The sequence below is a fragment of the Stenotrophomonas sp. 2619 genome (assembly GCF_040548725.1).
Taxonomy (GTDB): Bacteria; Pseudomonadota; Gammaproteobacteria; order Xanthomonadales; family Xanthomonadaceae; genus Stenotrophomonas; species Stenotrophomonas maltophilia_AP.
On the sequence record NZ_JBEPSF010000015.1, the window covers coordinates 46,403 to 59,933 of the forward strand.

Below are 13,531 nucleotides of genomic sequence, written 5' to 3' on the forward strand. Positions count from 1 at the left end.
GGGAAAGGGTTGATGAAGCTGTGGGAAGTTGCCGAACTGCCATCATGGAGCGCGCCGCGCTGGACGTGGACGTGGTGGACGCTGGTGTTGTGGAGCAGCGTGCTGCCTGCCACGGCGATGGCCGACCAGACCGGGTACGAAGCGCAGGTGGTGCGCTGCCAATCGCGTGACATGGAATGGGTGCACTGCGACATGCCGGTGGCCAACGGCGTGGACCTGATACGCCAGTTGTCCGACAGCAGCTGCATCCGCGGCACCGAATGGGGCACTGATCGTTCCGGCGTGTGGGTCACGCTGGGCTGCCGTGCCGAATTCCGCAGCCGACCGGCAGGCGGCGCCAGCACCGGCGCCGTGCGGCAGGTGCGCCGGGTGCTGCGCTGCGAATCCAATGGACGTCCGCAGAGTTGCCCGGTGGCACTGCAGGGTGCGCCGGTCAGGCTGCTGCGCCAGCTGTCGGCCATGCCGTGCCGCGAAAACCACAGCTGGGGCGTGCGACGCAACGAAGTGTGGGTCACCCGCGGCTGCCAGGGCGACTTCGAAGTGGGCGCTGCCGACGGCTCCGGGTTCCTCGATGCGCCTCGCACGCTGGTGTGCGAATCCAAGTCGCGCCAGCGGCGTTTCTGCGGGGCGACCATCGGCAAGGGCGCGCGCTTGTCCAAACAGTTGTCCGGCAGCCCCTGCGAGGAAGGCCGCAGCTGGGGCTGGGACGTGCGTGGGGTGTGGGTAGACAACGGCTGCCGCGCTGAATTCCAGGTCAATTGAGCCGCGCTTTGGCGGCTTGGGCGTGCGCCGCTACAATGCTGCGATGAACGCATCCACCGACATCGACTACGCCCGTTACGACCATATCCGCCCGATCCTGTGGACCGGCGATACCCTGCAACTGCTCGACCAGCGCAAGCTGCCGTTCGTGGTGGAGCACGTGGAATGCCGCGACAGTGACGCCGTGGCCGAGGCCATCCATGCGCTCACCGTGCGCGGCGCGCCGGCGATCGGCATTGCCGCCGCCTGGGGCGTGGTGCTGGCCGCGGCCGGGGTGCAGGCCGACGATGGCGCCCAGGCGCTGGCCAAGCTGGAACCGGCCCTGCAGCGGCTCAACGCGTCCCGCCCGACCGCGGTGAACCTGGCCTGGGCGCTGGCCCGCATGCGCCGCGCGCTGGCCCCGGCCGGTGCCGACTGGCAGCAGGTGCTGGCCACCGAGGCCCAGGCCATCGCAGATGAAGACCTGGCCGCCAACCGCCACATGGGCGCGCTCGGCGCCGGCCTGATCGAGGCCGGCAGTGGCGTGCTCACCCACTGCAATACCGGCTCCCTGGCCACCGCCGGGTTCGGCACCGCGTTGGGGGTGATCCGCGCGGGCATGGCCCAGCACCGTATCGCCAAGGTCTTCGCCGGCGAAACCCGGCCGTGGCTGCAGGGCGCGCGCCTGACCGTGTGGGAGCTGCAGCAGGACGGCATCGACGCCACCCTGATCGCCGATTCGGCCGCCTCGCACCTGATGAAGACCGGCGCGGTGCAGTGGGTGATCGTCGGTGCCGACCGCATCTGCGCCAACGGCGACACCGCCAACAAGATCGGCACCTACCAGCTGGCCATCGCCGCCCGCCACCACGGGGTCAAGTTCATGGTGGTGGCGCCGTCCTCCACGGTGGACATGGACACCGCCGACGGCGAGCAGATCGAGATCGAGCAGCGCGATCCGGGCGAGCTGTACGGGGTAGGGGGCACGCGCACCGTGGCCGAGGGCATCGCCGCCTGGAACCCGGTGTTCGACGTCACCCCGGGCAGCCTGATCGATGCCATCGTCACCGAGCGCGGGGTGATCCTGAATCCGACGGTGACCAACATGCAGGCCGCGTTCGGCTGATTTCCGCCGCCATGTGCCACGACCAACGGTCGTGGCCTACCGGGATCGGGTGGGTGGCCTGGCCTCCTCCCGGGCAGGTACCGACCGTTGGTCGGTACGCCTTTCCCGGCCGAACCCGGCCCACACCCGCAACGCCCCCGTAAGTTCCTGATTCTTGCCGGTAAAACGCCCGTAAAAGCAGGCGGGAAACGGGCCGTTGTGGTAGACTTCAACGGTTAATCGAGATTCCGGCGCGGCCGCCCCGAAAGGGCTGGCGCGACGGACTGGACCGCTCCCAGACAACGGAACCCGAATGGCAGAAACCGCCAAGGAAATCATCCAGGTCAACCTGGAAGACGAGATGCGCAAGAGTTACCTCGATTACGCGATGAGCGTGATCGTGGGCCGCGCCCTCCCGGATGCGCGCGATGGCCTCAAGCCGGTGCATCGCCGCGTGCTGTTCGCGATGAGCGAGTTGAACGCGCACAGCAACAAGCCTTACTTCAAGTCGGCCCGTATCGTCGGTGACGTCATCGGTAAGTACCACCCGCATGGCGATCAGTCGGTGTACGACACGCTGGTGCGTCTGGCACAGCCGTTCTCGCTGCGCTACATGCTGGTCGATGGCCAGGGTAACTTCGGTTCGGTCGACGGCGACTCCGCCGCGGCCATGCGATACACCGAAGCCCGCATGTCCAAGCTCACCCATGAGCTGATGGCCGACCTGGACAAGGAAACCGTCGATTTCCAGCCCAACTACGACGAAAAGGAACTGGAGCCGACGGTCATGCCGACCCGGTTCCCGAACCTGCTGGTCAACGGTTCGGCCGGTATCGCGGTGGGCATGGCGACCAACATTCCGCCGCACAACCTCACCGAGTCCATCAACGCCTGCATCGCGCTGATCGACAACCCCGAGATCGACGTCGACGGCCTGATGGAGTACATCCCGGGCCCGGACTTCCCGACCGCGGGCATCATCAACGGTACCGCCGGCATCGTCGCCGGTTACCGGACCGGGCGTGGCCGGGTGCGCATCCGCGCCAAGGCGGAGATCGAAGTGGCCGACAACGGCCGCGAATCGATCATCGTCACCGAGATCCCGTACCAGGTGAACAAGGCCCGGTTGATCGAGAAGATCGCCGAGCTGGTCAAGGAGAAGAAGCTCGAAGGCATCAGCGAACTGCGCGATGAGTCCGACAAGGACGGCATGCGCATCTTCATCGAGATCAAGCGCGGCGAGTCGGCGGAAGTTGTGTTGAACAACCTCTACCAGCAGACCCAGATGGAGTCGGTGTTCGGCATCAACATGGTGGCGCTGGTCGATGGCCGCCCGCAGTTGCTGAACCTCAAGCAGATGCTCGAGGCGTTCGTGCGCCATCGCCGCGAAGTGGTCACCCGCCGCACCGTGTACGAGCTGCGCAAGGCGCGCGCCCGTGCCCACGTGCTGGAAGGCCTGACCGTTGCGCTGGCCAACATCGACGAGATGATCGAACTGATCAAGACCTCGCCCAATCCCGGTGAAGCACGCGAGCGCATGCTGGCGCGCTTGTGGGAGCCGGGCCTGGTCGGGTCGATGCTGGGCGCTGCCGGTGCGGAAACCTCGCGTCCGGAAGACCTGCCCAAGGGCGTGGGCCTGATCACTGGCGGCTACCAGCTGACCGAGATCCAGGCCACCCAGATCCTGGAAATGCGCCTGCACCGCCTGACCGGGCTGGAGCAGGACCGCCTGACCGAAGAGTACAAGCTGCTGCTGGAAACCATCGCCGGGCTGATCCACATCCTGGAAGATCCAGACCGCCTGCTGCAGGTCATCCGCGAAGAGCTGATCAACGTGCGTACCGAGTTCGGCGACGAACGCCGCACCGAGATCCGCCACAGCGAAGAAGACCTGGACATCCTCGACCTGATCGCCCCGGAAGACGTGGTGGTCACCCTGTCGCACGCCGGTTACGTCAAGCGCCAGCCGGTCAGCGCCTACCGCGCCCAGCGTCGTGGTGGCCGTGGCCGCAGCGCGGCGTCGACCAAGGAAGAGGATTTCATCGAGCAGCTGTGGCTGGTCAACACGCACGACACGCTGTTGACCTTCACCAGTGCCGGCAAGGTGTTCTGGCTGCCGGTGCACCAGTTGCCCGAAGCCGGTTCCAATGCGCGTGGTCGCCCGATCATCAACTGGATTCCGCTGGAACCCGGTGAGCGGGTGCAGGCCGTGCTGCCGGTGCGCGAGTACGCCGAACGCCAGTTCGTGTTCTTCGCCACCCGCAACGGTACCGTCAAGAAGACCCCGCTCAGCGAGTTCGCCTTCCGCCTGGCGCGCGGCAAGATCGCGATCAACCTGGACGAAGGCGATGCGCTGGTCGGCGTCGGCCTGACCGACGGTGAGCGCGACATCCTGCTGTTCGCCTCCAACGGCAAGACCGTGCGCTTTGGTGAAGACAAGGTCCGCTCGATGGGCCGTACCGCCACCGGCGTGCGCGGCATCAAGATGGCCAAGGGCGAAGAGGTCGTGAGCCTGATCGTGGCCGAGAGTGCCGGCGGCAACGAGGACGAGAACGAGGACGACGGCAGCGTCGAAGAAACCGTGATCGAGAACGGCGATGCCGTGATCGAGGTCGGCGACGACGACAGCATGCTGTACATCCTGACCGCCACCGAGAACGGCTACGGCAAGCGCACCCCGCTGCCGGATTACCCGCGCAAGGGCCGCGGTACCCAGGGCGTGATCGGCATCCAGACCACCGAGCGCAACGGCAAGCTGGTCAGCGCGGTGCTGATGGGCGCAGCCGATGAAGTGCTGCTGATCTCCGATGGCGGCACCCTGGTGCGGACCCGTGGTTCGGAAATCAGCCGCGTCGGCCGCAACACCCAGGGCGTCACCCTGATCCGTCTGTCCAAGGACGAGAAGCTGCAGGCGGTTGAACGCATGGATGCGTCGATCGGTGACGACGAACTGGTGGACGTGGTGCCGGTTGCCGGGGAGGCTGCGGCGGCCGAACCTGCCGCCACCGACGAGCAGACCCCGCAGGGCTGATCGCGCTGACAGGCAGTACCACGACGACGCCGGCCTTGTGCCGGCGTCGTCGTTTCTGCCTTGCACGGGGCGCTACCTTGCCTATCGTGGCGGCCCGTTGAAAGAACGCATGTACTTCACGGTGACGGTGGGATAACGGCTCCCGAACCAGCGGACATTCGCGTCCGCGATGGCAGTCCACCAGTGGCCGGACCCCGTTCGCGCCACGCCGCATGGAGACCCCGATGTCCGCCGCCGCCCGCGCCGCCCGCCCCGATCCTTCGTCCACCGCCCGGCGCCCGCGCCACGCGCTGGTGACCGTGTTGTCCCTCGTCCTGATGCTGCTCGGCCTGGTGCTGGGCGGGCTGGGTGCGTGGCTGGCCACCCTTGGCGGCTCCTGGTACTACGTGCTGGCCGGCGTCGGCCTGCTGGTGGCCGGCGTGCTGCTGTGGGGCAACCGGCGCGCCGGTGCACTGTGGTTCGGCGCGGTGTTCGTGGGCACCTTGCTGTGGACAGGGTGGGAGTCGGGCAGCGACTACTGGCGCTGGGTGCCGCGGCTGGGCCTGATCGTCGGCATCGGCCTGGTGCTGTCGCTGCTGCTGCCGACGCTGGACCGGCCGTTCTCGCGGCGGCTCTCGCGCAGCATTGCCGGCGTGCTGGCGCTGGTGTTCGTGGCCGCCTTCGCGCTGGCGTTCGTGCCGCATGGGGTTACCGCTGCCAGCGGCAACTTCCCCGAGGCGATGACCAGCACCGGCCTGGCGCCGACCGCCGACGCACCGCTGCAGCCCGCCGACAAGCCGGGCGACGACGACTGGGCCGCGTACGGTCGCAACAACGCAGCCACGCGTTTCTCGCCGCTGCAGCAGATCACCCCGGACAACGTGGCCACGCTCGAACAGGCCTGGCTGTTCCGTACCGGTGACCTGCCGCAGAAGCGCTGGGGTGCTGAAACCACGCCGCTGAAGGTGGGCGACACGCTGTACCTGTGCACCGCGCGCAACCAGCTGGTGGCGCTCAACGTTGCCGACGGCACCGAGCGCTGGCGGTTCGATCCGAAGATCAAGGACAAGTCGATTCCCTACACCGCCGCGTGCCGTGGCGTGTCGTACTACGAAGTACCCGCGACCGCGCAGCAGGCCGCCGATGCCGACGTCGCCGCCGACCTCGCCTCCGGGCTGTCGCAGGTGCCGGTGCTGACCCAGCTGCCGCGCAGTGCCTGCTCGGCCCGCATCATCGAAGGCACCCTCGATGGCCGCCTGATCGCCGTGGACGCGGCGACCGGCAAGCCGTGCGCGGGCTTCGGCAACAACGGCCAGGTCGACATCACCCTGGGCATGGGCGACAGCCCGGCCGGGTATGTGTCGATCACCTCGCCGCCGGCGATCGTGCAGGGCGTGATCGTCACCGGTCACCAGGTGCTGGACGGCCAGCGCCGCGACGCGCCCTCCGGCGTGATCCAGGCCTACGACGCGATCACCGGCAAGCTACGCTGGGCCTGGGACATGGACCAGCCCGAACTGACCGGCCTGCCGGCGCAGGGCAAGACCTACACGCGAGGTACCCCGAACATGTGGACCACCGCCACCGGCGATGACCAGCTGGGCCTGGTGTACCTGCCGATGGGCAATTCGGCCGGCGACTACTGGAGCGGGTCGCGTACCGAGAACCAGAACAAGTACGCCACCTCGCTGGTCGCCATCGACGTCAACACCGGCAAGCCGGTCTGGCATTTCCAGGCGGTACGCAAGGATGTGTGGGACTACGACATGGGCTCGCAGGCCACGCTGGTCGATTACCCGACTGCCGCGGGCAAGGTGCCGGCGATCCTGCTGCCGACCAAGCAGGGCGACATGTACGTGCTCGACCGCCGCACCGGTCAGCTGCTCACCCCGGCCGAAGAGCGCAAGGTGCCCACCGGCGGCGTCGAGCCCGAGCAGCGTTCGCCCACGCAGCTGTTCTCGCTGTACCACACGCTGCGCAAGCCGGACCTCACCGAGCGCGACATGTGGGGCATCACCCCGATCGACCAGCTGGTATGCCGCATCCAGTTCCGCAAGGCCAGCTATGAAGGCTTCTACACGCCGCCCACCGCCGACCGGCATTCCATCGAGTACCCCGGCTACAACGGCGGTTCGGATTGGGGCAGCGTGTCGGTGGACCCGCGTCGTGGCGTGATCGTGGCCAACTACAACGACATGCCCAACTACAACCTGCTGGTGCCGCGTGCCACCGCCGACAAGCTGGGCTGGGTGCCGCGCGAAGATGTGCGGGCCGACAAGGGCGGCGCCGAAGGGGCAGGGGACCCGCAGACCGGCACGCCCTACGCGATCGACGTCAACGCCGGTTGGCGCCTGCCGTTCACCAAGCTGCTGTGCAAGCAGCCGCCGTACGGTGGCATCCGCGCGGTGGACATGCGCACCGGCAAGACCCTGTGGGACCGCCCGTTCGGCAGCGCCCGCGGCAACGGCCCATTCGGCATCCGCTCCGGTTTGCCGATCGAGATCGGTACGCCCAACAACGGCGGCTCGGTGGTCACCGCCAGCGGCCTGATCTTCATCGCCGCGGCCACCGATGACCTGCTGCGCGCCATCGACCTGAAGACCGGCAAGGAACTGTGGCACGCCAAGCTGCCGGCCGGTGGCCAGGCCAACCCGATGATCTACGCCTTCGGTGGGCGCCAGTACGTGGTGATCATGGCCGGTGGCCACCACTTCATGGAAACCCCGGCGGGCGATTACGTGATTGCCTACGCGCTGCCGAAGTGATCGGCGGCGGGGTGGACGCATCGGCGACGATGCGCCCATCCCGCCCAAGCGGGTACGATGGGGACTCCCGACCAAGGGTAGACAAGGACGAGCATGCACGTGACCCTGTTGCGTACCACCGTACTCGCGCTTGCGTTGGGGCTGTCGCCCGCAGCGTTGGCCGCAGATCCGGCACCGCTGGAGCTGACCCCTGCCGAAGGGCTCAGCTACTGGACCCCGGCCCCCGGCACCTTTACCCCGCCCATGACCGTCGACCCCAAGCGGGTGGCCTACGCCGAAGAGGTCACCCTGGCGTACACGATCACCCCGCGTGGCCGTACCGCCGACGTGCAGATCATCGACGCCAAACCGGCGGGCGCACATGCCGACTGGGCGGTCGACGCGATCAAGGCCATGCGCTTCGAACCCACCCAAAGCAACGCCCAGCGCACGCCGATCCGCAGCCAGGTCACCAGCCGCTGGGCCGGCCCCACCCCGTAGCGCCGGGCTCTGCCCGGCCGCTGTTGCCCTTCGTTGTAGCCCGAAAGGCAGCCGGGTAAAACCCGGCGCGACGCGAGGATCAACGCCTGCGCCCGTAGCGCCGGGCTCTGCCCGGCCGCTGTTGCGCGTCGTCGTAGCCCGAAAGGCAGCCGGGTAGAACCCGGCGCGACGCAAGGATCAACGCCTGCGCCCGTAGCGCCGGGCTCTGCCCGGCCGCTGTTGCCCTTCGTTGTAGTCCGAAAGGCAGCCGGGTAGAACCCGGCGCTACGCAAGGATCAACGCCTGCGCCCGTAGCGCCGGGCTCTGCCCGGCCGCTGTTGCCCTTCGTCGCAGCCCGAAAGGCAGCCGGGTAGAACCCGGCGCTACGGCGCGATGCATTTTTCCTACACGCAGGCACGGTGTTGGCCGCTGCGACAAGGCGCTGGGTTGTCGCACGATGCCGCGATGGCCAGCCCCGCATTGCAACGTGGACGATTTTCCTGCCAAGGGCACTGCTACGTCGTCACTACGGTCACTGCACGTCGGCAACGTCTCTTCGCCGTTGCCGCCAACGCGGACGAAATGATCCGCTGGATGCAGGCGTCGGATCGTGAAGGCCGCACGCGATCCATGGCCTGGGTGGTCATGCCAGACCACGTGCACTGGATGTTTACCTTGCGCAGCACGACGTTGGCCACCGTCGTCCGCACCACCAAATCGCGGGCAGCCAAGGCGATCAATCAGCGCAATGGCACGCACGGAGCGATCTGGCAGCCCGGCTACTACGATCAACTGCAGCGTGACGAACGCCAGTGGCTGACCGAGGCGGACTACATTCTTTCCAACCCGGTGCGCGCCGGGTTGGCGACGGCGGTTGGGGAGTACCCTTTCGCGTGGTGCCGCTGGCCAACTCCGTAGCGCCGGGCTCTGCCCGGCCGCTGTTGCGCTTCGCTGTAGCGTTGGAGGCAGCCGGGTAGAACCCGGCTCTACGGGCAGCCGGGTAGAACCCGGCTCTACGGGCAGCCGGGTAGAACCCGGCGCTACGGCACCCGCACCATCTTCGTCAGCAGGTGCGCCACCACGCCGGCCGGGTCGGCGGTGCGGCCCACGTGCGTGCTCGACATCTGCACCACCGAGCTGCGCTTGGCGGTGAGGAAGTGGAAGCGCGCCCGGGCCGGGAGCTGTGCGATCGGGCCGGCGCCTGCGTCGCCGCGGCAGATGGCCACGATGGCATCCAGCCACGGCTGCAGGGCGTCCAGGTCCAGGGACGGGGCGAATGCGTGCATCCGCGCCGGGTCGATTTCGATCGCCGCATCCAGGTGCTTGGCCCCCGGGCACGACACGATCACCCCGACGTTGATGAACTCTTCGCGTTCAACCCGCGGCACTACGCGGATCACCGCGTAGTCATACGTGTGCAGCGTGGGCACGGACGGCCTCCTGGACGAAGACGGCACGCACCTGCAGGCGTCGCTTGAGATAGTCGATATATGCCTGGCGGTACTGCGCCGGGCTGTCGAAGGCGGGCTCGTCGACCAGCCAGCTGTCCGGCACCAGGCCGACGATGCGTTCGATTTCGGCATCGGGCAGCGCGGCGGCCAATGCCGCGTCCACCTCGGCGATCTGCGTGGCGAACGGCAGCAGCACATGGTCGCGGATCAGCACGAACGGCTTTTCGCAGGCTTCGCCGGCGTTGGCCCAATCGTGGTGGAAATACATCGCCGCACCGTGATCGATCAGATGCAACTTGCGGTGCCACACCATCAGGTTGGGGTTGCGCGCAGTGCGATCGACGTTGCTGGTCAGCGCGTCGAACCACACGATCCGCGAGGCCAGCTCGGCATCCACCGGCATGGCCGCCGGGTCGTAGTTGATCGCGCCGGGCAGATAATCGCTGCCGAGGTTGGTGCCTTCGCTGGCGCGGATCAGGTCCTGGATCTCCGGGTCGGGCTCGGTGCGGGCGAACTCGCGGTCGAGTTCGACGAACATGATCTCCGGGATCGGCAGGCCAACACTGCGCGCCATCTCACCGGCGATCAGCTCGGCGATCAGCGCCTTGGGGCCTTGCCCGGCGCCCCGGAACTTGAGCACGACCATGCCGTCGTCGTCGGTTTCGACCACGGCGGGCAGGGAGCCGCCCTCACGAAGGGGCGTGATGTAACGAAGGGCGTGGAGTGTGCGCACGGAGCGTCCATTGACGAGGCTGCAGCGTCATCTTACCGTGGCCGGCAGTCCGGTACGGATCCGGATGCAGGCTGCGGCACAGGAAGGACACATGGGCAAGGGAATGGCAACTCTGGTGTTGGTCGTCCTGGGCGCGCTGCTGCTGTGGTACAGCGGCCTGCTGGATGAATTCCGTGCAGGCAGCAACCTGCAGGCACGGGAAACCTTCTGGCGCGAGCAGGTGCAGGCCGCCGCACTGGACGGCGGCTCCCGCGCGGCGGTCGAGCAGTTTGCCGCGCGCCATCAGCTGACCCTGCAGTGCGACGCAGTTCCCGCCGGCTCGGACATCACCGAGTGCCTGGCCGACGATCCGCAGGCCAGGGGCGGCACCGCCACCCATCCGATGACCCTGCAGCTGTTCTTCATGTTCTACGGCGACCGCCTGCACACCTTCACCAGCACCCCGCGCTCGCTGGAGTGACGGCGCTGCGGCGCCAGTCCCGCCGGCCCGCAGCGGCGGCGGCGTGCCAGTGCTTTCGGCCCATTCCGACCCGGACGCCCGGTGCTAGATTCGACGTTTGCCCGGCGACGTCCCTGCCGCCGGGTACCCACCATCGCAAGGGGACCCACATGCCGATCCGTCGTACCACCCTGGCCGCAGCCGTTGCTGTTGCCACCTTCAGTCTGTTCGCTACCGCGCCGGCCTTCGCCGACTACGCCAAGCCGCCGGAGCACCTGCTCAAGGTGCTCAAGGCCCCGCCGCCGCCGGCGCCCAGCCTGGACCCGAGCGGGCAGCGCCTGTTGCTGACCACCGCACAGACCTATCCCTCGATCGAGCGCGTGGCCCAGCCGTACCTCAAGCTGGCCGGCGTGCGCCTGGAGCCGAAGAACCGCAGCCGCCATGACACCCAGGGCGGCTATGGCATCCCGGCCTGCGTGGCCGACTTCACCCTGGTCGACGTGGGCACCGCCAAGCACACCAAGGTTGCCCTGCCGCAGGGCTGCGCGGGTGCGGCGCAGTGGTCTGCCGATGGCCAGCGGTTTGCGTTCCAGAACGCGGTGGATACCTCGGTGCAGCTGTGGGTGGGCGATGCGGTGACCGGCCAGGTCAAGCAGGTGCCGGATGTGCAGCTCAATCCGATCTTCGGCTACACCCTGCAGTGGCTGGGCGGCGGGCAGCAGCTGCTGGTCAAGCGGGTGCCGGCCAACCAGGGCCCGGCACCGACCAGCGGCAACGGCCCCGGTGGCCCCGACGTGCAGGAATCGCTCGGCAGCAGTGGCGAGAGCAGCACCTATGAAGCGCGCGATACGCTCACCAGCGCGCACGATGAAAAACTGTTCGCTTACTACGGGTTGTCGCAGCTGGCGGTGGTCGACGTGGCCGCCGGCCAGGTGCGCAACGTCGGCACGCCGGCGCTGTACAACGAGGTCAACGCGGCACCCGATGGCGTGCACGTGCTGACCGAGACCCTGAAGGCGCCGTTCTCCCACGCAGTGACGTACCAGCGCTTCGCCAACGACGTGGCCGTGCTCGACCTGACCACGGGCCGCGCGGCCGCGATCGCCAGCCTGCCGCTGGCCGACCGCGTACCGGTGCACGGCGTGCCCGAAGGCCCGCGTGACTTTGATTGGCGCGCCACCGACCCGGCCACGCTGGTCTACGCCGAGGCGTTGGACAAGGGCGACTGGAAGGTGACGGTGCCGCACCGCGACCGCGTGCTTGCGCTGAAGGCACCGTTCAACGGCAAGCCGCAGGAGATCGCGCGCACCGCGCAGCGCTTCGAAGGCATCGCATGGAGCGCCGATCCGGCGGTGTCGTTCCTGTTCGAGAACGACGAGAACCGCCACTGGCGGCAGACCCGCATCGTCGATGTGGACCAGCCGACGAAGGAAGGGCGCCTGCTGTGGGATCTGTCCAGCGACGAGCAGTACGCCGACCCGGGCAACCTGGTGTTCACGCGCCTGCCCAACGGCGCGTCGGTGGTACGCCAGGACGGCGCGTTCGTGTTCCTGCGCGGGCAGGGCGCCTCGCCGCAGGGCGACCGGCCGTTCCTGGACCGCCTGGACCTGGGCTCGCTGAAAACCGAGCGCCTGTTCCGCAGCGGCGCCGACGCGTATGAGCAGATCCTCGGCCTGACCGCTACGCCCGGCCGCTACCTCACCTGGCACCAGTCGGTGATGGACCCGCCGAACGCGTTCGTGCGCCAGCAGGGCGAGCGCAACGCCGCGGCGAAGGATGGCGAAGCGCAGTACGCCTCCACCGCCACCGCGCTGACCCGACTCACCGACCCGACCCCGGAAGTGCGCCAGATCCAGAAGCGGCTGGTGACCTACAAGCGCGCCGATGGCGTGGATCTGTCGTTCACCCTGTACACGCCGCCCGGGTACAAGGAAGGCCAGCGCGTGCCGGCGATCCTGTATGCGTACCCGGCCGACTTCGCCAGCGCCGCGCAGGCCGGGCAGGTGTCCGGTTCGCAGCAGACCTTCACCCGGTTGGCACCGTACCGGCTGATGCTGCTGGCCGGCTACGCGATCATCGACAACGCCTCGTTCCCGATCGTGGGCGACCCGAAGAACGCCTACGACACCTACCTGGAACAGCTGGAAGCCGATGCCAAGGCCGCGGTGGACAAGGCCGTGGACCTGGGCGTGGTGGACCGCAACCGGATCGGCGTGACCGGGCACAGCCATGGCGGCCTGATGACCGCCAACCTGATCGCGCACACCACCCTGTTCAAGGCCGGCGTGGCCACGAGTGGGTCGTACAACAAGACCTTCACCCCGTTCGGTTTCCAGAACGAGCGGCGCTCGGTGTGGCAGGCGCAGGACGTGTACCTGAAGGCGTCGCCGTTCTTCTATGCCGACAAGATCAAGCTGCCGTTGCTGCTGGTCCACGGTGAGGACGATGCCAATCCGGGTACCGAACCGTTCCAGTCGCGCAAGCTCTACCAGGCCATCCGCGGCAACGGCGGCACCACGCGTCTGGTGATGCTGCCCAACGAGCCGCACTGGTACACCGCATTGGAGTCCAACGAGCAGCTGGTGTACGAAATGCTCACCTGGTTCGACACCTACGTGAAGAACGCGCGGTAACGTCGACCGTTGCTCGACAGCTGTTGTTGTCCGTCGACTGTTCTTGCTCCACCTCGATCGGCCGTCCTTCAAAAGGGCGGCCGATCGTCTTTGCAGCGCATGCCGGGAACGCAACAACACATGCGTTATCCTGCGCCGCAATGAATGCTCTCCTGATAACCCTGCTGTTGGCCGTTGCGCCCGCTACCGACCCCG

The 13,531-nt window shown here is 67.8% G+C and carries 10 protein-coding genes; 8 read left to right on the plus strand and 2 right to left on the minus strand.

Annotation, left to right across the window (positions count from 1 at the left end; translation table 11 throughout):
- Positions 1-117: 117 nt before the first annotated feature.
- The 6 genes from ABIA71_RS15215 (at position 118) to ABIA71_RS15240 (ending at position 8,998) form a co-directional block, all read left to right on the plus strand.
- Complete coding sequence (locus ABIA71_RS15215; RefSeq protein WP_354286409.1) at positions 118-762, plus strand: DUF3011 domain-containing protein; 645 nt, start codon at positions 118-120, stop codon at positions 760-762.
- A 43-nt stretch (positions 763-805) separates the two neighbouring features.
- Positions 806-1,867 carry an S-methyl-5-thioribose-1-phosphate isomerase gene (mtnA, locus tag ABIA71_RS15220; RefSeq protein WP_038687670.1) on the plus strand — a complete coding sequence of 354 codons (1,062 nt, stop codon included), beginning with the start codon at positions 806-808 and terminating at the stop codon, positions 1,865-1,867.
- A 292-nt stretch (positions 1,868-2,159) separates the two neighbouring features.
- Positions 2,160-4,877, plus strand: a complete 2,718-nt coding sequence (gene gyrA, locus ABIA71_RS15225) for a DNA gyrase subunit A (protein ID WP_354286285.1) — start codon at positions 2,160-2,162, stop codon at positions 4,875-4,877.
- Positions 4,878-5,101: 224 nt separating this feature from the next.
- Positions 5,102-7,621: a membrane-bound PQQ-dependent dehydrogenase, glucose/quinate/shikimate family gene (locus ABIA71_RS15230; RefSeq protein ID WP_354286287.1), complete on the plus strand. Its 2,520-nt coding sequence runs from the start codon at positions 5,102-5,104 to the stop codon at positions 7,619-7,621.
- Between the two features lie 99 nt (positions 7,622-7,720).
- Positions 7,721-8,101 carry an energy transducer TonB gene (locus ABIA71_RS15235; protein ID WP_354286289.1) on the plus strand — a complete coding sequence of 127 codons (381 nt, stop codon included), beginning with the start codon at positions 7,721-7,723 and terminating at the stop codon, positions 8,099-8,101.
- Between the two features lie 444 nt (positions 8,102-8,545).
- Complete coding sequence (locus ABIA71_RS15240) at positions 8,546-8,998, plus strand: REP-associated tyrosine transposase (RefSeq protein ID WP_354286291.1); 453 nt, start codon at positions 8,546-8,548, stop codon at positions 8,996-8,998.
- Positions 8,999-9,120: 122 nt separating this feature from the next.
- Here the strand turns inward: ABIA71_RS15240 and ABIA71_RS15245 are convergent, their stop codons facing one another.
- Positions 9,121-9,510: a DUF3037 domain-containing protein gene (locus ABIA71_RS15245; protein WP_354286293.1), complete on the minus strand. Its 390-nt coding sequence runs from the start codon at positions 9,508-9,510 to the stop codon at positions 9,121-9,123.
- Positions 9,488-10,264, minus strand: a complete 777-nt coding sequence (locus ABIA71_RS15250; protein WP_354286295.1) for a HipA family kinase — start codon at positions 10,262-10,264, stop codon at positions 9,488-9,490. Before ABIA71_RS15250 ends, ABIA71_RS15245 begins: the two co-directional genes overlap by 23 nt.
- A gap of 91 nt (positions 10,265-10,355) precedes the next feature.
- On the opposite strand from ABIA71_RS15250, the gene ABIA71_RS15255 reads away from it, so the two are divergent.
- Together ABIA71_RS15255 and ABIA71_RS15260 are read left to right on the plus strand one after the other, a co-directional pair.
- On the plus strand, positions 10,356-10,724 hold the full coding sequence (locus ABIA71_RS15255; RefSeq protein ID WP_354286297.1) for a hypothetical protein: 369 nt from the start codon (positions 10,356-10,358) through the stop codon (positions 10,722-10,724).
- Between the two features lie 149 nt (positions 10,725-10,873).
- A complete protein-coding gene (locus ABIA71_RS15260) occupies positions 10,874-13,336 on the plus strand; it encodes a S9 family peptidase (RefSeq protein WP_354286299.1) in 2,463 nt (820 codons plus the stop codon).
- Positions 13,337-13,531 lie beyond the last annotated feature (195 nt).